Source organism: Saccharospirillum sp., assembly GCF_039982735.1.
In the GTDB taxonomy this organism is placed as follows: Bacteria; Pseudomonadota; Gammaproteobacteria; order Pseudomonadales; family Natronospirillaceae; genus Saccharospirillum.
In genome coordinates this window covers 32,334-55,766 of record NZ_JBDWXV010000010.1, presented here as the reverse complement: position 1 = coordinate 55,766, position 23,433 = coordinate 32,334, and the positions used below count along the sequence as shown (strand labels likewise).

22 protein-coding genes are annotated in these 23,433 nt (G+C 58.5%); 16 read left to right on the top strand and 6 right to left on the bottom strand.

Going from position 1 to position 23,433, the window contains the following annotated elements; translation table 11 throughout:
* Positions 1-26: 26 nt before the first annotated feature.
* Positions 27-899 carry a hypothetical protein gene (locus ABJT94_RS07145; RefSeq protein ID WP_348474540.1) on the bottom strand — a complete coding sequence of 291 codons (873 nt, stop codon included), beginning with the start codon at positions 897-899 and terminating at the stop codon, positions 27-29.
* Positions 900-1,245: 346 nt separating this feature from the next.
* Here ABJT94_RS07145 and ABJT94_RS07140 point away from each other — a divergent pair, with 346 nt between their 5' ends.
* The 6 genes from ABJT94_RS07140 to nusB all read left to right on the top strand — a co-directional run bounded on the left by ABJT94_RS07140 (position 1,246) and on the right by nusB (position 5,923).
* Positions 1,246-1,572 (top strand): cytochrome c, encoded by a 327-nt coding sequence (locus ABJT94_RS07140; RefSeq protein ID WP_348474539.1) that lies wholly within the window; start codon positions 1,246-1,248, stop codon positions 1,570-1,572.
* Positions 1,573-2,057: 485 nt separating this feature from the next.
* A complete protein-coding gene (nrdR, locus tag ABJT94_RS07135) occupies positions 2,058-2,519 on the top strand; it encodes a transcriptional regulator NrdR (RefSeq protein WP_127557551.1) in 462 nt (153 codons plus the stop codon).
* Positions 2,520-2,526: 7 nt separating this feature from the next.
* Positions 2,527-3,633, top strand: a complete 1,107-nt coding sequence (gene ribD / locus ABJT94_RS07130; protein ID WP_348474538.1) for a bifunctional diaminohydroxyphosphoribosylaminopyrimidine deaminase/5-amino-6-(5-phosphoribosylamino)uracil reductase RibD — start codon at positions 2,527-2,529, stop codon at positions 3,631-3,633.
* Between the two features lie 127 nt (positions 3,634-3,760).
* Positions 3,761-4,894 (top strand): bifunctional 3,4-dihydroxy-2-butanone-4-phosphate synthase/GTP cyclohydrolase II, encoded by a 1,134-nt coding sequence (ribBA, locus tag ABJT94_RS07125; RefSeq protein WP_348474633.1) that lies wholly within the window; start codon positions 3,761-3,763, stop codon positions 4,892-4,894.
* Positions 4,895-4,984: 90 nt separating this feature from the next.
* Positions 4,985-5,464 (top strand): 6,7-dimethyl-8-ribityllumazine synthase, encoded by a 480-nt coding sequence (ribE, locus tag ABJT94_RS07120; RefSeq protein WP_348474632.1) that lies wholly within the window; start codon positions 4,985-4,987, stop codon positions 5,462-5,464.
* Positions 5,465-5,467: 3 nt separating this feature from the next.
* Positions 5,468-5,923 (top strand): transcription antitermination factor NusB, encoded by a 456-nt coding sequence (gene nusB, locus ABJT94_RS07115; protein ID WP_348474537.1) that lies wholly within the window; start codon positions 5,468-5,470, stop codon positions 5,921-5,923.
* Positions 5,924-6,057: 134 nt separating this feature from the next.
* Here nusB and ABJT94_RS07110 read toward each other — a convergent pair whose 3' ends face one another.
* The 3 genes from ABJT94_RS07110 to ABJT94_RS07100 form a co-directional block, all read right to left on the bottom strand.
* Positions 6,058-7,854 (bottom strand): hypothetical protein, encoded by a 1,797-nt coding sequence (locus ABJT94_RS07110; RefSeq protein WP_348474536.1) that lies wholly within the window; start codon positions 7,852-7,854, stop codon positions 6,058-6,060.
* Between the two features lie 412 nt (positions 7,855-8,266).
* A complete protein-coding gene (locus ABJT94_RS07105; RefSeq protein ID WP_348474535.1) occupies positions 8,267-9,238 on the bottom strand; it encodes a serine/threonine protein kinase in 972 nt (323 codons plus the stop codon).
* 184 nt (positions 9,239-9,422) lie between these two features.
* On the bottom strand, positions 9,423-10,049 hold the full coding sequence (locus tag ABJT94_RS07100) for a ComF family protein (protein WP_348474534.1): 627 nt from the start codon (positions 10,047-10,049) through the stop codon (positions 9,423-9,425).
* A 240-nt stretch (positions 10,050-10,289) separates the two neighbouring features.
* On the opposite strand from ABJT94_RS07100, the gene ABJT94_RS07095 reads away from it, so the two are divergent.
* Positions 10,290-10,526, top strand: a complete 237-nt coding sequence (locus ABJT94_RS07095) for a hypothetical protein (RefSeq protein WP_348474533.1) — start codon at positions 10,290-10,292, stop codon at positions 10,524-10,526.
* An 18-nt stretch (positions 10,527-10,544) separates the two neighbouring features.
* The gene (locus ABJT94_RS07090; RefSeq protein ID WP_348474532.1) at positions 10,545-11,495 is read left to right on the top strand and encodes a putative metalloprotease CJM1_0395 family protein; all 951 of its coding nucleotides are present in this window, start codon (positions 10,545-10,547) and stop codon (positions 11,493-11,495) included.
* A 22-nt stretch (positions 11,496-11,517) separates the two neighbouring features.
* On the opposite strand, the gene ABJT94_RS07085 is transcribed toward ABJT94_RS07090, so the two are convergent.
* Positions 11,518-12,273, bottom strand: coding sequence for a helix-turn-helix transcriptional regulator (locus ABJT94_RS07085; protein WP_348474531.1), 756 nt, complete (start codon positions 12,271-12,273; stop codon positions 11,518-11,520).
* Between the two features lie 204 nt (positions 12,274-12,477).
* On the opposite strand from ABJT94_RS07085, the gene ABJT94_RS07080 reads away from it, so the two are divergent.
* The 7 genes from ABJT94_RS07080 (at position 12,478) to ABJT94_RS07050 (ending at position 21,798) form a co-directional block, all read left to right on the top strand.
* Positions 12,478-13,470, top strand: a complete 993-nt coding sequence (locus ABJT94_RS07080; RefSeq protein ID WP_348474530.1) for a hypothetical protein — start codon at positions 12,478-12,480, stop codon at positions 13,468-13,470.
* 413 nt (positions 13,471-13,883) lie between these two features.
* Complete coding sequence (carA, locus tag ABJT94_RS07075; protein ID WP_348474529.1) at positions 13,884-15,020, top strand: glutamine-hydrolyzing carbamoyl-phosphate synthase small subunit; 1,137 nt, start codon at positions 13,884-13,886, stop codon at positions 15,018-15,020.
* A gap of 71 nt (positions 15,021-15,091) precedes the next feature.
* Positions 15,092-18,319, top strand: a complete 3,228-nt coding sequence (gene carB, locus ABJT94_RS07070) for a carbamoyl-phosphate synthase large subunit (RefSeq protein WP_348474528.1) — start codon at positions 15,092-15,094, stop codon at positions 18,317-18,319.
* A 147-nt stretch (positions 18,320-18,466) separates the two neighbouring features.
* Complete coding sequence (gene greA, locus ABJT94_RS07065; RefSeq protein ID WP_127557528.1) at positions 18,467-18,943, top strand: transcription elongation factor GreA; 477 nt, start codon at positions 18,467-18,469, stop codon at positions 18,941-18,943.
* Positions 18,944-19,079: 136 nt separating this feature from the next.
* The gene (locus tag ABJT94_RS07060) at positions 19,080-20,192 is read left to right on the top strand and encodes a 3-oxoacyl-[acyl-carrier-protein] synthase III C-terminal domain-containing protein (RefSeq protein WP_348474527.1); all 1,113 of its coding nucleotides are present in this window, start codon (positions 19,080-19,082) and stop codon (positions 20,190-20,192) included.
* A gap of 14 nt (positions 20,193-20,206) precedes the next feature.
* Positions 20,207-20,920 (top strand): iron-containing redox enzyme family protein, encoded by a 714-nt coding sequence (locus tag ABJT94_RS07055; protein ID WP_348474526.1) that lies wholly within the window; start codon positions 20,207-20,209, stop codon positions 20,918-20,920.
* The gene (locus ABJT94_RS07050; RefSeq protein ID WP_348474525.1) at positions 20,917-21,798 is read left to right on the top strand and encodes a hypothetical protein; all 882 of its coding nucleotides are present in this window, start codon (positions 20,917-20,919) and stop codon (positions 21,796-21,798) included. The genes ABJT94_RS07055 and ABJT94_RS07050 overlap by 4 nt, the downstream gene beginning before the upstream one ends.
* A gap of 15 nt (positions 21,799-21,813) precedes the next feature.
* Here ABJT94_RS07050 and ABJT94_RS07045 read toward each other — a convergent pair whose 3' ends face one another.
* Complete coding sequence (locus ABJT94_RS07045; RefSeq protein ID WP_348474524.1) at positions 21,814-22,674, bottom strand: helix-turn-helix transcriptional regulator; 861 nt, start codon at positions 22,672-22,674, stop codon at positions 21,814-21,816.
* 264 nt (positions 22,675-22,938) lie between these two features.
* Here ABJT94_RS07045 and ABJT94_RS07040 point away from each other — a divergent pair, with 264 nt between their 5' ends.
* The gene (locus ABJT94_RS07040; RefSeq protein ID WP_348474523.1) at positions 22,939-23,388 is read left to right on the top strand and encodes an NfeD family protein; all 450 of its coding nucleotides are present in this window, start codon (positions 22,939-22,941) and stop codon (positions 23,386-23,388) included.
* The last annotated feature ends 45 nt before the right edge of the window (positions 23,389-23,433 follow it).

Here is a 23,433-nt window from a genome sequence, read left to right as displayed (position 1 = left end):
GCCAGCACTTGGTTTGGGGGTCTCAGTTACTCTTCAGCGGTAAATGTAAAACCAGCAGGTTTGGTGACACAGTAATTTTCTGGAATCGTGTCTCCACCTGAGTTGTTCGCACTCGATATCGTGCTGTTTTCGGATTTGATGATTTCAAGCATATCTATGAACTCTACAATGCTCTGATAAGCTGCTGAATTTTCGCTAATGGTTCCATTTCCTGGGTGGCTAGGATTAACTATCCAATTTGGCAAACTAAGGTTGTCTTCGTCGATTCTCGAGTTTACGTGCTCCAGAAAATTTTCCCGACGAACATTATAATTATTGGTTGGCAACCGCAGGTAGTCTCCCGGTTGTAAAGGGTCGTCCATCCCCGCTCTAGTTCTCTGGTGACATTCTGCGCACCCTTCCAGCGTATCGTCGATGTTATCTTCATAATATTCGAAGGTTGTTTGACACCCAGGCAGTGCAAACGCCATATCGTCGAAGCGCAAAGTCACTTTGCCCAGTGGCCCGTCGGATTCTCCAATCAGAAACATGCGGTAATCGCCCGGTACTGTTGCCTCCAGGCGCTCATCGTTGCCCGGGTCATCGGGGTCTTCAGCATAGACCAGCTGCAAATCACTGCTGGCCCCGAGTGAGCTGAAGGTTTCACGTTCCTTGTTGCCGCGCTGAAAGCCCCAGCTGTAGGCATAGAGTCGTTCGTAGGTTTCGCTGGCATCCAGAGTAATCATCGCCTCGTACACTTCAGGGTCCTCACCTTCTGCACTGGTTCTGACGAATTCTACGGAAAACTCGGGGGCCACAATGGGGTCGAAGGTGTCTTTGGTGGTCCAGGGGTCCCAGTACTGATCGCCGTATCGGCTATTGGATTCAGGGCCACAGGCAGCCAGCAAGAGGGCGGTCATTGAAATGGCCAGGGTAGACGCCTTAGACAGCAAGTAAGGGCGATCAGACATGGTAAGCATGCTCTACATCAAGGTATGAAGGTAAAGTCATTGTATGCTTTACTGAGTTCGAAACGGTGACCGGGTTCTAGGTTTGGAGCATTGCTGTCGCTAAATTGCGTCATATTTGGCCTTTTTATTGGGGTTAGGAGTAGGGCAGGCAATCACGGGAGTGCCAGGGGCCGGATCGAATGACTTGGTGTCCGGCGCGAAGACTGGCCCGAGTGGCGACCCTGCTCGGTAGCACAACAAGAATACCTTCAACCAGCGCAGTGATAGAGCGCTCAGGCAATAAGAGAGAGTACTGATGAAGAAATCTGTAAAGGCGATGTTGGTGGGTGTGGCGGCTCTGGCGGCAGCGAGTGCCTGGGCTGAAGGGGATGCGGCGGCCGGTCAGGCCAAGTCAGCCGTGTGTGCGGCATGCCATGGAGCTAATGGCATCTCGGCGGTGCCCATTTACCCGAATCTGGCGGGTCAGAAAGAGGCGTACCTGGCCAATGTGCTGGCGGCTTATAAATCCAAGGAACGCCAGGGGGCCAATGCGGCGGTGATGTGGGGCATTGCGACGCCACTGTCGGAGCAGGATATCGCCAATCTGGCTGCCTACTATGCGAGTTTGCCGGCTGGCGGTTAAAGACAGGTGCCGTATTTTTGCGGTATTTGTTGTAACTATCGAACTTAAGTTCAGGGGGTGCATTGGCGCCCCTTTTTTATGCCCGGCCTGATGGGCTCTGGCTTCCACTAAGGTGCCCACAGTTACTGTGGATAAGTCTGTGGGTATACTCTTTACAGCTGTCCCGAATCGGCATGACAGTCATGTTACCCGGGCTTGGTTAAAAAATAGACACATTAAAAAAACACTAATAAAAACAATCAGTTATAGTCATGTTCTGGTTGTTTTCTGGTCAAGTGGCCTGGTTCGCTGTGCCCGTTTTGAGTGCATTCGATTTTGTGAATAAACACCTTCTCCGGAACCCGCGTGGTTATCAGCTTCTTAAAAAGTCAACGATTTTGTAGCAGTAGGCGTGTCGCCAAATAGTCGGTAGCAGAGTACACTTTAGCGGCTTGAAACACGGTTCAGACACCGTCCTTCCTTATTGTCCGAATGAGTTCTAACCGATGCACTGTCCATTCTGTAAAGCACAAGACACCAAGGTCATCGATTCCCGGTTGGTTGCCGAAGGGGAGCAGGTGCGGCGTCGTCGCGAATGCCTTCAGTGTGGCGAGCGTTTTACCACCTATGAAGGGGCCGAGCTGGTGATGCCGCGCATTGTCAAACAAAACGGCAACCGTGAACCCTTCGACGAAATGAAGCTTCGTGCCGGCCTGCAGCGGGCACTGGAAAAACGACCGGTCAGTGTTGAGGAGGTCGAGGCGGCGCTGGCGCGCATCAAACAAAGCCTGCGGGCAACCGGTGAGCGTGAGTTGCCGTCACGCCGGCTGGGCGAGGTGGTGATGAATGAACTGCGTGAGCTGGACCAGGTTGCTTATGTTCGGTTTGCGTCGGTTTATCGGAGTTTCCAGGATTTGAACGAATTTAGAAGTGAAATTGACCGGCTCGAAAAAAAGCGGACCGAATGAGGATAGTGTGACGGAGACTCAGTCTGACGAATTCTGGATGGCACATGCGCTGAGGCTGGCAGCCCGCGGTGTCACCACGACCATGCCCAATCCACGGGTTGGCTGCGTTATTGTCCGCGATGGCCAGAACGTCGGTGAGGGGTACCACGTGCTGGCCGGTACCGGCCATGCCGAGGTGCATGCTCTGGCGGCAGCAGGTGATCGGGCGCGTGGCGCCACTGCCTATGTGACGCTGGAACCCTGCAGTCATCACGGCCGCACGCCGCCCTGTGCCGAGGCATTGATAAACGCGAAGGTCGCGCGTGTTGTCTGCGCCATCGAAGACCCTAACCCCAAGGTTGCCGGCCGGGGCCTTGCGCTGCTTGAGGCAGCGGGTGTGGCGGTACGCTCCGGCGTACTGAGCCAGGATGCCGAAGCCCTGAATCGCGGTTTTTTGAAACGCATGCGCACCGGCCGGCCCTGGCTGACGCTCAAACTGGCCAGCAGTCTCGATGGGGCAACGGCGATGGCCAGTGGTGAAAGCCAGTGGATAACCAGCCCGGCTGCTCGTGCCGATGTGCAGCGGGCCCGGTCCGAACGTTGCGCCATTCTGACCGGCGCCGGCACTGTTCGGTCAGACGACCCCAGCCTGACGGTTCGCCTGGAAGGCATCGACCGGCAGCCGGACCGGGTGATCCTGGATACCCACCTGAACACACCGGCTACTGCTAAAATGCTTTCCCTGCCCGGCAAGACCTGGGTATTGCATGGTAATGAGGCCCCCAAAGAGCGCAAGGCAGCCCTCGCAGAGGCCGGCGCCCGCCTTGTGGTCATGCCACGCGATGCAGACGGGCGTCTGGATCTGACCGCGGTGATGATCTGGCTGGGCCAGCAAGCCTACAACGAGGTCTGGGCAGAGCCTGGCGCTACCCTGGCAGCCACTCTGTTACAGATGAACCTGGTCGATGAATTGTGGCTCTATCAGGCGCCTGTACTGCTGGGGGCTGCCACCCGGCCGCTGTTTTCGGCGAGTCTGAGCAAACTGTCAGAGGGCCTGTCCTTTGCTGTGGTGGACTCCCGGGCGGTCGGTCCGGATTTGCGCCTGCAGTTACGGCCAGGGCCCCCTAACCTGTAACACGGTAAGAACACCGGAAAACGCAGCCTGGCACGGCGAATCGCCCGCGCTTCTGGTATGATGACGACTTGTGAACGCCGGGCTGTCTGCACCGGCGGTGACGATGGACCCGGCAGTGGAATTGAACGTGGCGCTGAACAGCATCGAAGACATTATTGAAGACATTCGTCAGGGTAAAATGGTTATCCTGATGGACGATGAAGACCGTGAGAATGAAGGCGATCTGATCGTCGCGGCGGAAAAAATCACCCCTGAGATCGTGAACTTCATGGCCGGCAAGGCCCGAGGGCTGATCTGCCTGACGCTGACCGGCGAGCGCTGCGATTTTCTTGGCCTGGAATCCATGGTTAAGAAAGACAATGGCTCGGCCTACGGCACGCCCTTCACTATCTCTATAGAAGCGGCTGACGGGGTCACGACCGGCATTTCTGCGGCTGACCGGGCCCGCACCATTCAGGTTGCGGTCGACCCGAACAGCGAGCCTACCGATATCGTGCAGCCCGGGCATATTTTCCCGCTGCGCGCCCAGCCAGGCGGCGTGCTCAGCCGGGCTGGCCATACCGAGGCGGGCTGTGATCTGGCCCGCATGGCCGGTCTGATTCCGGCGGCGGCCATTGTCGAGATCATGAAAGAAGACGGTACCATGGCGCGCCGGCCCGATCTGGAAGCCTTTGCCGAAGAACATGGGCTAAAGGTAGGCACCATTGCCGACCTGATCCATTACCGCATTCTGAACGAGCGCACCATCGAGAAAGTCGAGCAACGGTCACTGAGCACCCGCGCCGGTGACTTCAACGTCCAGGTGTATCGTGACAGCCTCTGTGGCGGCACTCACATTGCACTGACGCTGGGCGGGCCTTTCAAACCCGAGAACCCCACGCTGGTGCGGGTACACGTGGCGCAGACCCTGCGCGATCTGCTGGGGGTTAACCCCGCCCGTGGCCACGGCTGGACACTGGATGCTGCCATGCACCGGGTCGCTGAAGAAGGCGCAGGCGTGGTGGTCTTGCTGGATGTTCAGGAGGCCCCCGATGTGATGACCGAACTGAAAATGATGCAGGGCGATGACCGCGCTAACACGCGTAACCCGAACGTCGACAAGTACGGCACCTACACCACCATTGGTACCGGCTCGCAGATTTTGCGCGAGTTGGGTGTGGGCAAGATGCGCCTGCTCAGTTCACCGATTAAATTCGGCGGCATTTCCGGGTTCGACCTGGAAGTGGTCGAGTACATTCCGGCCGCAGGCGATGAAGCCTGAAGGCGACTAACCTGTTCACAACCGACACATGATTAACCGACGGCGACCCGACCCGGGTCGCCGTTCAGACAGGATCAGACAATGACTGCTATGACTTCAAACATTACTACCCTGGAAGGTGACTTTTCCGCCAACGACGCCCAGTACGCCATCGTGGTGGGCCGCTGGAACAGCTTCGTGGTTGAAAGTCTGCTGGACGGTGCACTCGATGCGCTCAAGCGCCATGGCATCAAGGACGAGCAACTGACGGTCATCCGTGCGCCGGGTGCCTATGAACTGCCCATCGTTTGCCAGAAACTGGCGGAAACAGAGCGTTATAATGCCATCATCGCCCTGGGCGCGGTGATTCGCGGCGGGACACCGCATTTCGATTTCGTGGCCGGTGAAGCGGCCGGCGGCCTCAATTCAGTGGCGCTGACAGCCAGCATGCCGGTCGTGTTCGGCGTGTTGACCGTCGATTCGATCGAGCAGGCCATTGAGCGAGCAGGCACCAAAGCCGGTAACAAAGGCGCCGAAGCGGCCCTGGTGGCGCTGGAAATGGTCAATCTGTTCAAGCAGATCGAGGGGTAAGGCATGACCCAGCGTCCCAACATGGCAGCCCGCCGCAAGGCCCGTCGACTGGCCATGCAGGCTTTGTATCAGTGGCATTTGTCGTCGTCTCCGGTCAATCAGATTGAAGCCGAATTCATCACTGATCACGATATGGCCAAGGTCGATCAGGAATACTTCAGCGAAGTGCTGCGCGGCGTGCCCAGCACGCTGACGGAACTTGATAGCTACATTGAATCCGTTACCGATCGCTCGGTCCGGGAAATGACACCGGTCGAACTGTCGATTCTGCGTATGGGCGCCTACGAACTGGTGCACCGCATCGATGTCCCGTTCAAGGTCATCATCAACGAAGGTGTCGAATTGTCGAAACTGTTTGGTGCCAGCGAAGGCCACCGCTACGTCAATGGCGTGCTGGACAAACTGTCGCAGCGGCTTCGGGCGACGGAAGTGACTGCTTCCCGGGCTCCCCGGGACTGAGTGTGTGCGTGTTGGCAACCGGGCATACCCGGTTGCCGCTGCGGTCCAATGCCACCTGCCACCGACCCAACCTAAACGACTAGCCAAAAAAAACCGCCAAAAGGCGGTTTTTTAATGCACTGACGCTTTGCTAATCAGGACTGCGCGTCAGACAAATCCATTTGTACTTCGACGCGAATCTGGCCGCTTTCCGAGCCGCTGTAGCCACGCACGTCAAGGGTGTAGGTACCTGCTGGCAGGTACTCTTCCAGGCGTGAGTTGGTGCCGTCGCCACCATCATCGTTTTCCAGAGACAAGCCTGGGCCGACCAGCGAGATCAGGGTGTCAACGGAGGATGATGAGGCATCAATGCTCACGGTGCGCGCTGCGTCCAGACTGATGGTGTAGGTCAGGCTGCTACCCGCTTCCAGGTTGCCATAGACAATGTCTCCGGCTCTCAGGTTACCGCTGTTCATCATCTCGCCCTGGACAGCGCTGCTGTTGACCGTCAGGTCATACAGGCCGTTGCCGGAGTAGGCGCCGACGGTGAGTGTGTAGGTACCGGGTTGCAGCAGAGTGGTGATCAGCGAATTGGTGTCGCCGCCGCCATCATCATCGCTGAAGTCCACGCCATTGCCCGACAGCGCCAGGGTGGTGTCGAAGCTGGCAGAGTTCAGCGCGATACTGACTTCCGATGGCTCGTCGATGGTCAGTGAATAGTCGTTATCGTAGTCGGCGCGCATGCCAATCAGGCTGCTGTTCGGGGCGATAATGCCGCTGTTGCGCAGGTCGCCTTCGAACGGTGTGACCTGAGTGTTCAGGCTGTAGATGCCGTCGACCGGGTAGCTGTCATAGCTCATTGCGTTCACAGTGTAGGTGCCAGGCATCAGGATGGAAGACACCTGTGAATCGGTGCCGGCGCCGTAGTCATCGTTGTCGAGCTGAACGTCGTCACCGGTGATCGACAGCATGGTGTCGAAATCTTCGGAAGCGAGGCTGACGACAACTTCTGACGGGTGTTCCAGTTCAAGGGTGTAACGGTTACCTTCGGCTGACAGCATCAGGCCCGTCAGTGTCTCACCGGCTTCCAGCAGGCCGCCGTTGCGAATCCCATCCGGCAGTGTCGTACTGGCGGTGTCCAACTGATAGAACTGGCCTTCATCGACCAGAGCATCGGCACACAGGGGCGATTCGGACTCGTAGTAGTCGTATTCACTGTAGGCTTCAAATTCAGACGTCGGCCGCCGGCCGGGCTGCAGAATCAGTTCGTATTCACCGGGCTCAAGATAGGCATCGAGCGTCAGGGTGCTGTCGCCGCAGGCGGTGGCTTCGGTGTTGACGGCCGGTCCGGTCAGTTGCATGCCCAGTGAGCGACTGGCGTCGTTCAGGGTGAAGCTGATCTGGGTGGGCGAGTCGATGCTCAGCGGGTAGCGGGTCGGGCTGTTGTCTGATGCCAGCGAGCCAACCAGCGACTGGTCGGTGCCGAGGGTGTCGCTGCGCCCGGCAATGGGCTGATCGATCAAACGGTAGGGGCCATAGGCTTCGTCGCTGACGCCGTTGACGACCAGCAGCGAGCACTGGCCCGCGTCCGGACCCATCAGGATATTGACGGATTCGCTGCTTGCCGGATCGACGCTGACGTGGTCAATCAACCAGCCTTGTTCGTTAAACAGGGTCAATTCAGCGGCAAAGGGTGCCTGAAAGCGATAGAAAGCCCGGGGCTCGACATCGGTGGCGCAAAACCAGTGTGCCGAGTAGCGAGCGCCATTGTTCAGGTTGGCGGGGCTGGCGGTATTCAGTTCTGATTGCAGGCCTTCGCCGCTGACCAGTGCCGGAGCATCCACAAAGCGGTCCGAACCGGTGGTCGCGCAACCACTGGCCACTGCCAGGGCGGTGAGTGCGGGCAGCCAGCGGGCCGTGCCAGGGAATAATCGAGGTGCAGAATGAGTCACTATTACGTCTCCATACGTTACTTGAAAACCTGCCTGTTCAGTCGGCACTCCGGTCAAGCCAGCTGCCGGGTAAGGAGTTCGTCTGACTTCCTGGTCACACGCTCAAACCGGACAACCCAATGCAGTCGGAGCACCACCGGGCAAGAATCGGCACTATAGGGCGCTTTTAAAGCCGGGTCCAGTCGCCCTGGCCCGGTTCGATCAGTGGTTCTCATTTTTTGGAATTCGATTCAGTGGCTATGGCCCGCGTCAGCACCCGGTGGAACCTCTCGGGTGGTGCGACACTCGGTCGGCGTGAATCCGTCCGTGGCGGTCCGACGTTTCGGGCCTAGGCCGCAACATCCATGTTGCGGACTCCCCCGCAGAGGCACCACCGGGTGCCGACGCTCGAATCGTGCGAACCTGAAGTTTCTTATTCCTGCAATAACGCCCATTGCTCACGCAAAGCGAGCAGGTGGTCGCTCCAGAAACGCTGGCTGTCGAACCAGGAGAAGGCGCGCGGGAAAGCCGGGTCGTCCCAGCGCTGGGCTATCCAGAGAGTGTGGCGGATCATGTGCACGGTACGCAGGGGCTCGAGCAGCGACAGCTCCTTGCGCGGAAAGGGCCGAAATTGCTCGTAGCCTTCTTCCAGTTCGTTGATCTGCCGCGCCTGTTCCTGTTTGTCACCCGATAGCAGCTTCCAGATGTCCTGGGCTGCGGGGCCCATGACCGTGTCGTCGAGGTCGACGATCAGTAGCTGGTCGTCACGGCTGAGGATGTTGCCGGCGTGAAAATCGCCGTGTATGCGAATGGAGGCAGCCTGTCGAAACAGCGGCTCGAAGCGGCGCTGAATCAGCTCGGCAATGGGGGCCAGGGTGGCCAGGTAGTTGGCGCGCAGGTCGTCGGGCAGCAACGGGCTGTCGGCAAAGAAGCGTTGTGCCTGAATGATGGGTTCGCTTAGCGACAGGCTGGGCCGATACTTGAATACTTCGGTTTCGCCAACGTTGTGCAGTCGGGCCAGGTGCTGGCCAATGCGGTACATCTGGTCCGGGTTATCCAGTTCAAAAGCATGGCCGGCGCGCATTTCGAAACAGGCAAACCAAAAACCATCGCGCAGGTGGACAATGTCGTCGCCCAGTTTCATCGCCGGGACCACCGGTATTTCAGCCTCGAACAACTGGTCGGTAAAGCTCAGTTCCTCGCGAATCTGCGCCTCGCTCCAACGTCCTGGCCGGTAGGCTTTCAACACCACCGGTTTGGCATCTTCTATGCCCACCCGGTAGACCCGGTTTTCGTAACTGTTAAGTGGGTAAATGCGGTAATCGGACAGGGTTCCGAGCGATTCCAGCCAGTCGATGATGCGGTCCTGGCTGAGGGTGTCGAACGGGTGTGAAGAGGTAGACATGATGAACCCAGGCTGAAAAGAGCGCCCATTGTAGAGTATTTGCAGCGCCTGTCATTGTTACTCTGGCCAGCGGACTTCTGGCGTGCGGTTATTGATTTCCCAGTGGAGTTCGGGCGAGCGCCCACAGTTCGACATGAATGACCCCGGCGCGCTGCAGGGTGCGGGTCAGCTCGGCGGCCGTGGCTCAGGTGGTCAGCACATCGTCGACTATGGCGACCCGTTTTGGGGGTGGTTTCAGAACTCGGAAGGCATCTCTTAGAGTCTGCCGGCGTTGAATCCGGTTGAGGCCTTCAAGGGGTGGGGTTGGGTGTTGCTTGACCAGGTTGGTCCAGACCGGCAGGCCAGCCTGCCTGGCCCAAAAGTCTGCCAGCCATTCTGCTTGGTTGAAGCCCCGCTTGCGGGCTTTGGCCCGATGCAGGGGAACTGGTACCAGGGCGTCAACCCCAGGGTCATGCATGCCCTGATGCAGCCACCACTGGCGTGCTAGGGCCCGGGCGCTGGCCAGATCCCGGTGATATTTCATGCGGTGAATCAGGAAGCGGGTCGCCCCTTCCAGAACCCAGCCGACCGTCGCTGTCTGCCAGGGTGGGGGTCGTTGCTGGCATCGGCCGCAAAGGGTGTTCAGGGTATTGGGTGCGGCGCAGCCCGGGCAAGGGTCGGGTAAAGGTTGTAGCCAGCCAGCACACACGTCACAAAGATGGCTTTTGGTCGAGCGCTGCTCGCACAGTGGACACAGGCTGCTCATTACCTGTTCCAGCAAGGGGGTAAAGGCCGCTGTGAAAGGCCGAAGTTTGACGTGATTCCCTGGCATTCCGGGGTGCTCCCTGACCTCCGGTGGCTGTTTCCGCCCGGAAAATGGGGGCGAAGCTTCAAAGGTGTCGGCCACCTGCAGGGTATTGTGAACAGTTTTTACAAAATGTTACAGCTTGGCAGGGTAGGTTGGTTAAAATGTAACCACGTTATCCGATTAAATGACCGTATCTGTTTCCTGTATCAGGGCCACGGAACGGAAGTCAGTTCGCCCCGGTCAGGGCGGGCTAGTGGAGGTGGAATGATCAGCTCAGTCATGAACGCAGGGGTTGCCGGCATTCAGGGAGGTTTGTACTCACTGAACCGCAGTGGTCAGCAGATCGCCCAGGCGAATGTGCCCCCGAGTGAAGGCGGGCCCGAGTCGATTGTGGAACCTCTGGTGAATCAGATTCAGGCGAAGAATCAGGTCCAGGCCAGTGCTCGCGTGGTTGAAGCGGGTTCTGAAATCCTGGGTACCCTGATTGATATCCGGGTTTAACGGAGCGAAGCGATAACGATGTCTACGGTCAGTGGTCTTTATCCCAATGCCATCACCCCAACGGTCAGTCCGTTCGGGGATTTGGCCCAGCGCGCGCAACAGCGCCGGGATAACGACGCGGCCGTGTTTGCTCCGGTTGAAGAAACCGAAACAACCGCACCGGGTCAGAATCGTTCGGACCGGCGCGATAACCAGCCTCAACCCGGCCAGAGCTCGCCATCCAACGTGGCCGCTAGCGTTAATACAGCCTCGTCTTCCCCGTCTGAAGGCGAGGTGCAGGCCTCCAGCGAAACAACACCAGCCGACGACACCAGTGCCTTTGCACGCCAGCGTGACGAAGGTCGTGCGGCGCGGCAGCAGGCCGAACAACGCCAGCTGGATCAGGATCTGGAAACCATCCGCGAGCTGGCAGCGCGCGACCGGGAGGTTCGGGCGCACGAACAGGCACACCAGGCCATTGGCGGTCAGTATGCCGGTGGTATGTCCCTGACGTTCGAGCGCGGGCCGGATGGCAAGCGTTATGCGGTGGCCGGTGAGGTACCGATCGATATCAGTCCGGTGCCGGGTAACCCGGAAGCCACCCTGCTCAAGGCCGAGCAGGTTCGCCGGGCGGCACTGGCACCGGCTGAACCTTCAGCGCAGGATCGGTCGGTCGCGGCCGCTGCGATGCAACTGAAAATGGACGCCCAGATAGACGTGCGCCAGGAACGACGCGAAGACCTGGCACCGCAAGAGGCCGAGGCTGAGGGTGATGCCGTTTCTGAGCGTAATGACAGTGCGCCAGCCATTTCAGGTGCTGAGCGTTCCGCGTCGGAAGCGAGTGGCGATGAAGACACCTCTGAACGCGAAGCCGACACGGCGCGTACTGGTGCCGATCTGGCGGCGGTGACCCGCAGCTTGCTCGATGCGCAATACCAGGCTCAGTCCCGGGCCGACACTCTGGGTCGCCAGCTCGACTTCATGGTGTAGTTACCGGGTACGGCTGGTCGGGTCAGAATTTCTTCAGGTTGGGTCCACGTCGCATTTCCGCGAAAATACTCAGTTCCCAGGGGCGCATGGCCAATACCATGCCGGTGCCGAAGGTATCTTCCAGCGGCAGTTTACCGTCTTCCTTGCTCAGTTCGTCAAACTCCCGGGCCAGCCGGCGAATGCTGTTTTGCAGGTGCATGTTCGACTGACGCGACAACATACCCGCAACAAACACCAGCAACTCCCCGGATTTGGGGTCGAACTTGCAGTTGAAGAAGTCGCGCGCCACATTCTGTTCGAAAAAGCGGTACACCGGGCCGTTATGAATCCAGCGGAAATCGCGTGACAGTTTGGTTTTCACCCGGTTGCCGGGCAGCAGTTCGATGATGCTGAGTCGGTCGAGCCGGGCCAGCAATCGGGTCGCTTCGAATTCGTCGATCACATAGGTCGAGATAATGTCTTCGTATTCCCAGCGGTTGACCAGTAATTGCGCCACCAGCAACAGCTTGGGGTCTGATACCAGCTCTCGTTCGTCTTCTTCACTGAGCTCATCCAGCACCATGGTGCCTTCATGCATGCGTGCCATCAGGTAACCGAGGTCGGCACCGGCCATGTCGCAGATTTCTTCCAGGCGATTCAGCGTAAAATGGCGCTTGGAGAACATACGCTTAACGTTGGCTTCACTGAGATTGAGTTTCTCGGCAACCTCGGCGTAGGTGATTTTTCGCTCACGCAGCAGTTTCTTAAGGGTGTCGACGAGTTGTACAGTCTGAGACATGACGTCCTTGGTGAAGGTAGCGCAATATGCTACCAATAGTCGCACATCTTTCAACTTCATGTACAGCGCTTGTGGTTACCCAGAACGCGCCTACTATGGCTCTTGCACCGACATGACGGCCTGCAACAAAGTCGCAGGCCCATTTACCAGGCGGCAACGGACAGCGCCGTCTGCGAGCGAACGGCAGGTCTTACGGAGTGAACCATGCTGAAACTAAGAATAATGACAGGGCTGGGACGGCTGATCAGTCGTGCCTTATTGGGCCCGGTGCATGTGCATGGCAGTGACCCGAGAGCAACCGATGTGGATGTAATACTGATGCCACGCAGCCTGAGCCCCGCTGACGGCTGGTTGTTCTGGTCCCGCCTGAAACGCCCGCCGCTTTTTGTGGATAGTGATCAGACGTCCAATGGCTGGGGTCGCTGGTGGCGGTTAAGTGGACGTAACCCGCGTACCGGCGGGGGCATTATGGAAGAGCGTCTTGCCGCATTTTTGAATGCGGGTCGCTGTCTGGTGATTTCCATTAATGGCGAGTCGCCCGAAGAAATAGACGACACTCAGCGACTGCTGCGTGGTCTGCACGATCATCACCGCCATTTGCGCGTGCAGGTGCTGACCTTCAATTACGATTTCCGCCACACTCTGGGCAGTCCGATTCACTGGATCTGGCGTCCCGGTGCCATTGATATGGTGGTTGAGCCGCTGCATATCCTGAAAGAGTTGCAACGTTTGCAGAAGCTGGCCTGGTCGATTAAGGGTTACCAGACGCTGCCGCAATGGCCGCTGATATCCCAGTCTGGCAGGGTCCCGTCCAGCTTGTTGTTGTCCTGGCACGAGGTTCGGGCGCAGCGTCGCTGGCGCTGGCCGAAACCGGTTGCCTGGCTCTGGTTGCCCGGAGCGCTGATCTCGGCCCTGTTCAATGCCGTGCCGTTGCTGGTTGCCTATGGCGTCAGTCACAGTGCCCAGCAATGGCGTATCGAGCGGCAGATTGCCTGGCTGGGACCGCTGTATCTGATCAACCATGCCGTAATCTGGGTGTCACTGGCGGTGTTTCTCGGGCCCTGGGCCTGGTTGTATGGCATCGTGATCGCCATGGGGTTGCAACCACTCGGGCGTCTGGCCGATGCCATTCTGCAACAGGATGAGCTCGGAGGGTCGCGTTCGGTGCGCGAACGCATGGTGAACTATTTCGATTAATCAGTCGCTGCTATGGCGACTCCAGCCAGTGGTGGCTGCCTGATTCAGGCACAGGCAGTCAATTGCCTGGACACTGCCGGTGCTTGTTCGGTAAAATCCCCGAAATTTGGGCACGGCACCCAGATCGTTTAACGCACAAAATCAGCAGGCTGCTATAGTCAGGTCCAGCCGGTTGCTATTGCAAGAACCCTGTTGATGACGAACGTAAACGACAGCGTCTCAGTTTCGAAAACGCAGAATTGATTGATGGGCGAGATGAGGGTTTCTTCATCTCGCTTTTTTGCGAAAGGGGCTGGGAGAGTTGTCTGACTGGTCAGTTTAGCGGTTACCCTCCGCGAAAAAGACCAGGCCGCGCCTTGCCAATGACCCTGGGGTCATTGCCCACTCGCACTGCAAGATAGAGGAACGGATCTTTGAGTACGCCAGCCATACTCGCACTAGCTGACGGCAGTCTGTTTCGGGGGGTCAGCATTGGCGCCCCGGGAGAATCGGTCGGTGAGGTGGTGTTCAATACCGCCATGACCGGTTACCAGGAAATTCTGACAGACCCCTCCTATGCCCGCCAAATCGTTACCCTCACCTACCCGCACATCGGGAATACCGGCACCAACTCCGAAGATGAAGAATCGGACCATGTCTGGGCCGCCGGTCTGGTCATTCGCGATTTGCCCCTGTTGCACAGCAATTTCCGCAGCGAGCAGTCACTGCAGGAGTATCTCGTCGACAATAACGTCGTGGCCATCGCCGACATCGACACCCGTCGCCTGACCCGCCTGCTGCGAGAGAAAGGTGCGCAAAACGGCTGCATTATGGCCGGTGACAATCTCGATGAGGCGCGGGCGCTGGAACTGGCGCGCGGCTTTGCCGGCCTCAAGGGCATGGATCTGGCCAAAGAAGTCACTACCGGGGAGACTTATCAGTGGCGGGAAACCAGCTGGTCACTGAACGATGGTCACCAGGTGCGCGGTGACGATGAATTGCCACTGCATGTCGTCGCCTACGATTACGGTGTGAAGCGCAACATTCTGCGCATGCTGGTCGACCGCGGTTGCCGGCTGACGGTGGTACCGGCGCAAACCCCGGCGGCCGAGGTGCTGGCGCTCAAGCCCGACGGCGTGTTTTTGTCCAACGGCCCGGGCGATCCGGAGCCCTGCGACTACGCCATCACGGCCATTCGCGAGCTGCTGGAAACCGACATTCCGGTGTTCGGTATTTGCCTCGGCCATCAGTTGCTGGGCCTGGCCAGTGGCGCCAAAACGCTGAAGATGAAGTTCGGCCACCACGGTGCCAACCACCCGGTGGAAGTGATGTCAGACAAGACGGTGATGATCACCAGCCAGAACCACGGCTTTGCGATCGACGGTGATACGCTGCCTGACAATCTGGTCGCCACCCACCGCTCACTGTTCGACGGCTCATTGCAGGGTGTGCACCGCACCGACAAGGCCGCCTTCAGTTTTCAGGGGCACCCGGAAGCGAGCCCCGGGCCGCGCGATTGCGCCCCTTTGTTTGATCACTTCATCGAACTGATGCAAGCGGATCGCCGATGAACGGTTCACGCCAGACGCAAGCAAACGTCTCCCGTATTCCGTCCAGCCATCTGCTATGAGCGAAGCGAATCATGCCAAAACGTACTGACATCAAAAGCATTCTGATCCTCGGCGCTGGCCCTATTGTTATCGGCCAGGCCTGTGAATTCGACTACTCCGGCGCCCAGGCTTGCAAGGCCCTGCGTGAAGAGGGGTATCGCGTCATTCTGGTCAACTCCAACCCGGCCACCATCATGACCGACCCGACCATGGCCGACGCCACCTATATTGAACCGGTGGTGTGGAGCGAAGTCGCCAAGATCATTGAAAAAGAACGGCCCGATGCCCTGTTGCCCACCATGGGCGGCCAGACGGCGCTGAACTGCGCGCTGGATCTGGAGCGCGAAGGCGTGCTGGAGAAATTCGGGGTCACCATGATCGGTGCCAACGCCGACACCATCGACAAGGCCGAAGACCGCGAGCGGTTCGACGACGCCATGATTGCCATTGGTCTGGAAACCCCCCGCCATGGCATCGCTCGGTCGATTGAACAGGCCTGGGAAATATTCGAAGACATTGGTTTGCCGTGCATCATTCGCCCTAGCTTCACCATGGGTGGCTCCGGTGGCGGCATTGCTTACAACCGCGAAGAGTTTGTCGAGATCTGCGAGCGCGGCCTCGACTTGTCACCAACGCGCGAGCTGCTGATCGACGAAAGCCTGATCGGCTGGAAAGAATACGAGATGGAAGTGGTGCGCGACAAAGCGGACAACTGCATCATCGTCTGCGCCATCGAAAACTTCGATGCTATGGGCGTGCACACGGGTGATTCCATCACCGTGGCCCCGGCCCAGACACTGACCGACAAGGAATATCAGATCATGCGCGACGCCTCCCTGGCGGTGCTGCGTGAGATCGGTGTGGAAACCGGCGGCTCCAACGTCCAGTTCGGCGTTAACCCGGAAACCGGTCGCATGGTGGTGATCGAAATGAACCCGCGGGTCAGCCGGTCATCAGCCCTGGCCTCCAAAGCGACCGGTTTCCCGATCGCCAAAATCGCCGCCAAGCTGGCGGTGGGCTACACCCTCGATGAACTGCAGAACGACATTACCGGTGGCGTTACGCCGGCTTCGTTCGAGCCGAGCATCGACTATGTGGTTACCAAGATTCCACGCTTCGCGTTCGAGAAATTCCCGCAAGCCAACGACCGCCTGACCACCCAGATGAAGTCGGTCGGTGAAGTCATGGCGATTGGCCGCAACTTTCAGGAATCGATGCAGAAAGCCCTGCGCGGACTCGAAGTCAGCGCCGCCGGTTTTGACAGCAAGGTCGACCTGAACACCGATGAAGCCAACGACATCATCGTGCGCGAACTGAAAGAACCCGGCGCCGAGCGTATCTGGTACATCGGCGATGCGTTCCGGGCCGATTTCAGCGTCGAGGAAGTTCACCGCCTGACGGGTGTCGACCCCTGGTATCTGGTGCAGATTGAAGACCTGATCAACGAAGAAAAAGCCCTGCAGGAATCCGGCATGAAAGACCTGGATGCCGATGCGATGCGTCGCCTCAAGCGCAAGGGTTTCTCCGATGAGCGGCTGGCTCACCTCATGGGCGTCAGCGAAAAAGAACTGCGCAAGAAGCGCTGGGCTCAGGGCGTGCGTCCGGTGTACAAGCGGGTGGATACCTGTGCGGCCGAGTTCGCCTCCAGCACCGCCTATATGTATTCCAGTTACGATGAGGAATGCGAAGCGGCACCGAGCGACCGCGATAAAATCATGGTGATTGGCGGTGGCCCGAACCGGATTGGCCAGGGCATCGAGTTCGACTACTGCTGTGTGCATGCCGCTCTGGCAGCGCGTGAAGACGGGTTCGAGACCATCATGGTCAACTGCAACCCGGAAACCGTATCGACCGATTACGACACCTCCGACCGCTTGTATTTTGAGCCGGTCACGCTGGAAGACGTGCTGGAAATCATCGATCTGGAAAAACCCAAGGGCGTGATTGTTCAATTTGGCGGTCAGACGCCGCTGAAACTGGCGCGTGAACTTGAAGCCGCCGGCGCACCCATCATCGGCACCTCGCCAGATGCGATCGACCGGGCGGAAGACCGTGAACGTTTCCAGGTAATGATCGAAAAGCTGAACCTGCTGCAGCCGGAGAACGGCACGGCACGCAGTCTGGAGCAGGCGCTGACCATTGCCCGCCGCATCGGCTACCCGCTGGTGGTGCGTCCGTCCTATGTATTGGGCGGCCGGGCGATGGAGATCGTTTACGAAGAAGCCGAGCTTGAGCGCTACATGCGCGATGCGGTGAAAGTTTCGAACGATTCACCGGTGCTGCTCGACCACTTCCTCGATTCAGCCATTGAAATCGACATCGATGCGGTCAGCGACGGTCAGCAGGTGGTGATTGGCGGCATCATGCAGCACATCGAACAGGCCGGGGTTCATTCCGGTGACTCAGCCTGCTCACTGCCGCCGTACAGTCTGCCGCAAAAAGCGCTGGATCTGATTCACCAGCAAATCACCGACATGGCGCTGGAACTGAACGTCATCGGGCTGATGAACGTGCAGATGGCCTGGCAGGATGAACAGCTGTACATCATCGAGGTCAACCCGCGTGCCTCGCGGACAGTGCCCTTTGTCTCCAAGGCCATTGGTGTTTCCCTGGCCAAGGTCGCGGCTCAGGTGATGACCGGCAAAACGCTGGCTGAAATCGGCTTTACCACCGAGATCATCCCGCATTACTACTCGGTCAAGGAAGCGGTGCTGCCGTTCAACAAGTTCCCGGGGGTCGACCCGATCCTCAGCCCGGAAATGAAGTCGACCGGAGAAGTCATGGGCACGGGCGATACCTTCGCCGAGGCCTTTGCCAAAGCGATTCTGGGCGCAGGCACCACCCTGCCGCAGAAAGGCACGGTGATCCTTTCGGTGAAAGACCGCGACAAGAAAGCCATACTCGGCGTCGCCCAATCGCTCAGCGAGATGGGTTTCGATGTTCGCGCTACCCAGGGCACGGCGCGTTACCTCGAAGAGCATGGGGTGTCGGTGTCGGTGGTGAACAAGGTTAAGGAAGGCCGGCCACACTTGGTGGATATGATCAAAAACCACGAAGTGGCGTTTATCATCAACACCGCAGAAGGGCGTCAGTCGATCATCGACAGTTCTGAAATTCGTCGTAGTGCATTGCAGCACAAGGTTTATTACACTACGACGATGGCAGGGGCTGAAGCGTCTGTAATGGCCATGCGCCTTGCCGAGAATACACCGGTACGTCGGCTGCAGGACTTGCACGCCACCCAAACGTCAACCGCCTGACCGGCGAGCTGGCGTTACAAGAGGGTGCTTAACGGCGCCCTTTTTTTATTCTGTTAATAACCGGATAGTCGGGTAGAGCCTACTCGCCTGTCCGCCCGAGTTCATCATGCCGGCCAAGGCGGCCGGTTCATCAGGCAGGGTAACTGTATGCAACGCTATCCAATGACACTAGAGGGCGAACTGGCTCTGCAAAATGAGCTGCGCGACCTGAAGACCCATCAGCGGCCGCGGGTAATCAAGGCCATTGCCGAAGCACGCGAGCACGGTGACCTGAAAGAAAACGCCGAATATCACGCGGCCCGGGAACAGCAGGGGTTCATCGAAGGCCGTATTCAGGAAATCGAAATGAAGCTGGGCAATGCTCAGGTGATCAACATTCACGATATTCCACACACGGGCAAGGTCATCTTTGGCACCACGGTCACCCTGTTGAACCTCGATACCGACAAGGGCGTCACCTACAAGATCGTCGGTGAAGACGAGGCCAACGTTAAGGTCAACAAGATATCGGTCACCTCCCCCATAGCCCGCGCTCTGATCGGCAAAGAAGAAGGGGATGTTGTGGTGGTTAAAACACCGGGTGGCGATGTGGAATACGAGATCGAACAGGTTCAGCACACCTGATCCGGCCTGGGCAACTGGAAGGGACCTTTTGGCACAATAGTATTCTCAATATCACTCTTTATCGAATGCTTGCCTTGAATGGTATAGTCAGGCTATCCATTAAAGCCGCTAGCCCGTAAACAGGAGTACGCCAGGGATGCGATCCGCCTACATCACCGGGGCCGGCACTTGCCTGCCCGGACCGGCCATCGGCAACGATGCCATGGAAACTTACATTGGTACGCTCAGCCCGGTACACAGCCGGCTGGGCCGGGCTACCTTGCGCCACAATGGCATACAGCAGCGCCACTACGCGCGCACCGCCGAGGGGCAAACCACCCACAGCAATGCGCAACTGGCCACGGCCGCCATTCGCGCGGCGCTGCACTCGGCCCGGTGCCGGGATAACCGGCTCGATCTGCTCTGTACCGGTACCACCCAGGGCGATTTGCTGGTGCCGGGCTTCGCCAGTGCTGTTCAGGCTGAACTGGGCATCAGCAACCTGGAAGTAGCATCGTTTCAATCGGTCTGCGCCAGCAGTCTGATGGCGCTTAAAACCGCCATGATGTCGGTGCAGACCGGTCAGTCAGACGCCGCTGCTGTCAGTGGCAGCGAGTATTCCAGTCGCTGGTTTCAACCCTCGTTTTACGCGGATGACTACCGCAACAACCCGGATCCGGGCATCGAATTCCTGCGCTATACCCTGTCCGATGGCGGTGCGGCCGTCATTGTTGAGCCCGAGACGTTACCCGGTCGTCGCGCATTGCGCATCGACTGGATCGAACAGCGCTCCTTCGCCGACCGTTTCCCCAATTGCATGTACGCCGGAGCAGCCACCAATGGGGCAGAGGCCACGCCCTGGAGTGTGTATGTTTCGCCAAGCGAAGCGCACCAGGCCGGTGCCATCGCCCTGAAGCAGGATTTCAAACTGCTCTATGAACTGTTCCCGGTCTGGATTGGCTATTACCTGGAACTGCTCGACCGGCGCCAGTTGAGCCCAAGCGACATCGACGTCTTTTTACCGCACTATTCGGCCGAATCGCTCGGGCAGGAAATGCAGCGCCTGTTGCAGGCGACTGGCGCCATGATCCCGCCAGAGCGCTGGTTCAACACCCTGAGCGAACGTGGCAATACCGGGTCCGCGTCGTTGTTTGTAATGCTGAACGACTGGCTTGAGCGGAACGAGCCGCAACCCGGACAGCGTCTGCTGTGTTTTGTGCCGGAAAGTGGTCGTGCACTGGCGGCCTTCATGCATCTGACTGTGGTCTGAAACGAGAGCCTACCATGACAGTAACCCAACCGACCGACACACACGCGCCCGCCACCAATCCACAGGTACAGCAGGTAATGCGTCAACTGACGCGTATATGGGGTGACTTTGAAGGTCGCCTGCGCGCTGTCCCCATCATCGCCGATGCTCACGCCGGGCGGATTCGACTGTCGGACTACCGCACCCTGCTCAAGGACCACTACGCCCAGGTCATCGAGGGCAGCGGCTGGATCAGCCGGGCTGCCTCCTCGGTCAGCCGGCCCTATCTGGAGCAGCGTTCATTGTTTCTGCGACACGCGGTCACCGAACACCGGGATTATGAAATGCTGGCCCGGGATTACGCGGCCTGTGACGGAAACCCGGACGAACTCACCGATGCCCGCAAAAACCTCGGCTCAATGGCGCTCTCAGCCTGGATGTATCACCGCGCCAGTCAGCCCAACCCTTTCGACCTGCTCGGTGCCATGTTCATCATTGAAGGGTTGGGCCAGTGGTTTGCCCGCTCCTTTGCGGATGCGGTAACGCAAAGCCTGTCGCTGAGCGACGCCCAGACCGGGTTCTATCGCTACCACGCCGATCACGATCCGGACCACCTGGCCGAACTGGAAGACGTATTGGGCAGTGGCGTGCTCGATCTTCCGGGCATGGCCGACACCCTGGTGGAAACCGCAGCCGTGACCGCACGGCTGTATTTGCTGCAACTGGAAGAAGTGGGGCATTACGGATGAACTGGGACCTCGATTTTGAACATCAGCGCATCGACCCGCACGACCCCAACCCCTGGCTGGCGCTGTATCTGGATCAGAGCCTGGAATTGCATGAACCCGCCAAACGGGCTTTGTTGCGCGGCTATAACTCCAAGTCCCGCCGGTATCTGCTGCCGCTGGTTCGCCCCTTCGCCCGGCTGAGCATTATTCTGGTCAAACTGGTGCGCATGGTGCTGCCCAAGCACTGGGCCTGGCCGCGTGCGCTGCACCGCACCATCTATTGGGGGCTGAAGCACTTTGTGCGGCGCGACAGCAACTATCTGATCCTGCGTCATTTCCACATCGGCACCGAAATTCTGCGTTTTATCGCCGACAACGCCGGGGTCACCATCACCACGACGGATCCGTTGCGCCCGCGCACCCTGGCCGATCTGAAAGAAGACGCCTTTTTGGTGCACGACCTGAACATCTACAATTTTCTCTTGGAATTGAACAGCACACTGAAGGCCGAGGGCCGGGCGCTGACACCACCCGAGCGTCTGAACTTCGACGCCATCACCGACGGCGAGTTCGAGATGGACCCGGGCAAGCAAGGGCGCTTTAACGTGATCGACCTGCAAACCGCCATCGAATCCTACGTGCCCATGTACTCGCTGATGCTGACCGACCACGACTTCTGGCGCGCCGCCAACTCGTTGCAGCTCGATGAAACCATCGCCATCTACCTGAGCCGCCTGCTGAATGACCCCTTGCCGGTCAGCCTGGTCAATAACCGTCACCCTATGGTGCCGGTGATCACCCTGCACTCCGGTTTCCGGTTAATGCTGCATGGTCTGGATGCCGAGCTGATGCACGCCTATCTGCGCCAGATGAAGCGGGCGCAGTCGGCCGCAGAATGAGTCTATCTCATGGCACTAGCCAGCCGGCTCATCGGCCTGCAGTAGCTCAAAGTGGTTCAGACAGGAGCGCACCAGCAACAGGGTGTCGTCGACCTGCTTTGACTCGAGGCCCGATACCCAATCGTTCAGTTGCCATAGATTGGCCCGCTGCTGACACCGGTAATCATACAGCCTGGAATTGATGGACATGGTGGTCGGGTCGATGTTCAGTGCCGATACCATGCCGTACATGCTCTGCAGGCCAATGGCGGTGTTGTGTTGGGGCGATTCGTACAACCGGTAGCTGGCCTCGCTGATGCCGATCAGGCCGGCGGCTTCCGATTGCGACAGACCAATGGCCAGGCGAAAGGGCTTGAGGTTCTCGGCAACCAGGCGATAGTAGTTCGGGGCGTCGGGAAAGAGTGTCAGAGGCCGTTCTTCGGGTGCTGTCAGGTTTGCCGGGAAGTCAGGGTTCTGGTGGCGGACCAGGGTGGTTAGGCTGTGCAGCTGATCCGGGTTGGCGAGGCTGATGTAGCTGACCAGTGGCTGCCATTTCAACGCATGAATCGGGGGGAGTTCGGCCAACTGTCGCGGATTGAGCAGGAGCCACTCTGTGGGCACGCCACAGCTCAGCGACCAGCGAATGGCCGTGTGCAGTTTGGGCAGTGAATGCCCGGTTTCATAGCGCCGGAATGCCGTCAGCGACAACGACATGCAGTGTGCTGTGGCCGATTGTGACAAGCCCAGTGCGGTACGACGGCTGCGCAGGTTCTCACTGAAAACCTGGCCCAGCTGTTGGCTGTCGAGGGTAGGGAAGGCCTTAATAAATGCCTCGGGGGCATCGCCCAGAACGTCACGCGTCTTGCGACGTACCTCCTTCAGTCGACTGGCATCCATGGTTGCGGACTCCTTGGTTACTACGTCCCTGGCTGGATGTAAGCGATTATTGTTCGGAGTCTAGGACCAGATACGCGGGCCGTCCAACACTGGTTGAAACCGCTTAACTGCGGATCAATTAATCGCCAGTAAAGGCAGGGGCCTGTGATGCACCGATCAGTCTGGTCGTCCCACGCCAATCAGGCATGACCCGGGCCAGAGCGATGGGGTAGACTGGCAGCCGACCAGGCCCGGCCCGGGGTCTGTAATCATAAGGAGAACACCATGAGTGCCGCCCTCGTCTGGATTATTGCCGGCATCGTACTGATACTGACAGAATTGATCGCCACCAGCATCGTGGCTGTGTTTATCGGAATCGGTGCAATCGTTACCGGGCTGCTGCTGCAAATGGGGTTGATTTCATCGGTTCCCGTGCAACTGCTGACGTTCAGCCTGGCATCCGTACTGAGTCTGGTTCTGGCGCGCAAGCAACTGAAGCAATGGTTTCACGGCTCGACCGCCGACCGCGGTTCGTCGCAAAACAGCTTTCAACAAGAGCTGGGTGAACGGGTAACTGTTGAACATGATTTCGATCAGGGGGCCGGCCGGGTGATTCTCAATGGCGTTGCCTGGGATGCCCTGTCGGAAGATGACCTGCGCGCCGGTGAGGTAGCCTGGGTGATTGCCAACGAAGGGATCCGCCTGACCGTCTCTCGCAACAAGTCGCACCGCTGAAACAGACTCACGCTACGCTAACGTTTTTTATCACTCAATAAGGAA

Excerpts from the sequence above, each read along its gene's own strand:
- ABJT94_RS07045 (WP_348474524.1), bottom strand. The coding sequence starts at position 22,674 with ATGGATGCCAGTCGACTGAAGGAGGTACGTCGCAAGACGCGTGACGTT.
- ABJT94_RS07040 (WP_348474523.1), top strand. The coding sequence starts at position 22,939 with ATGAGTGCCGCCCTCGTCTGGATTATTGCCGGCATCGTACTGATACTG.
- ABJT94_RS07095 (WP_348474533.1), top strand. The coding sequence starts at position 10,290 with ATGATCAGCTCAGTCATGAACGCAGGGGTTGCCGGCATTCAGGGAGGT.
- nrdR (WP_127557551.1), top strand. The coding sequence starts at position 2,058 with ATGCACTGTCCATTCTGTAAAGCACAAGACACCAAGGTCATCGATTCC.
- ABJT94_RS07140 (WP_348474539.1), top strand. The coding sequence starts at position 1,246 with ATGAAGAAATCTGTAAAGGCGATGTTGGTGGGTGTGGCGGCTCTGGCG.
- ABJT94_RS07100 (WP_348474534.1), bottom strand. The coding sequence starts at position 10,049 with ATGCCAGGGAATCACGTCAAACTTCGGCCTTTCACAGCGGCCTTTACC.
- ABJT94_RS07080 (WP_348474530.1), top strand. The coding sequence starts at position 12,478 with ATGCTGAAACTAAGAATAATGACAGGGCTGGGACGGCTGATCAGTCGT.
- ribE (WP_348474632.1), top strand. The coding sequence starts at position 4,985 with ATGACTTCAAACATTACTACCCTGGAAGGTGACTTTTCCGCCAACGAC.
- ABJT94_RS07145 (WP_348474540.1), bottom strand. The coding sequence starts at position 899 with ATGACCGCCCTCTTGCTGGCTGCCTGTGGCCCTGAATCCAATAGCCGA.
- ABJT94_RS07055 (WP_348474526.1), top strand. The coding sequence starts at position 20,207 with ATGACAGTAACCCAACCGACCGACACACACGCGCCCGCCACCAATCCA.
- carB (WP_348474528.1), top strand. The coding sequence starts at position 15,092 with ATGCCAAAACGTACTGACATCAAAAGCATTCTGATCCTCGGCGCTGGC.
- ABJT94_RS07050 (WP_348474525.1), top strand. The coding sequence starts at position 20,917 with ATGAACTGGGACCTCGATTTTGAACATCAGCGCATCGACCCGCACGAC.
- ABJT94_RS07105 (WP_348474535.1), bottom strand. The coding sequence starts at position 9,238 with ATGTCTACCTCTTCACACCCGTTCGACACCCTCAGCCAGGACCGCATC.
- ABJT94_RS07085 (WP_348474531.1), bottom strand. The coding sequence starts at position 12,273 with ATGTCTCAGACTGTACAACTCGTCGACACCCTTAAGAAACTGCTGCGT.
- greA (WP_127557528.1), top strand. The coding sequence starts at position 18,467 with ATGCAACGCTATCCAATGACACTAGAGGGCGAACTGGCTCTGCAAAAT.
- ABJT94_RS07090 (WP_348474532.1), top strand. The coding sequence starts at position 10,545 with ATGTCTACGGTCAGTGGTCTTTATCCCAATGCCATCACCCCAACGGTC.
- nusB (WP_348474537.1), top strand. The coding sequence starts at position 5,468 with ATGACCCAGCGTCCCAACATGGCAGCCCGCCGCAAGGCCCGTCGACTG.
- ABJT94_RS07060 (WP_348474527.1), top strand. The coding sequence starts at position 19,080 with ATGCGATCCGCCTACATCACCGGGGCCGGCACTTGCCTGCCCGGACCG.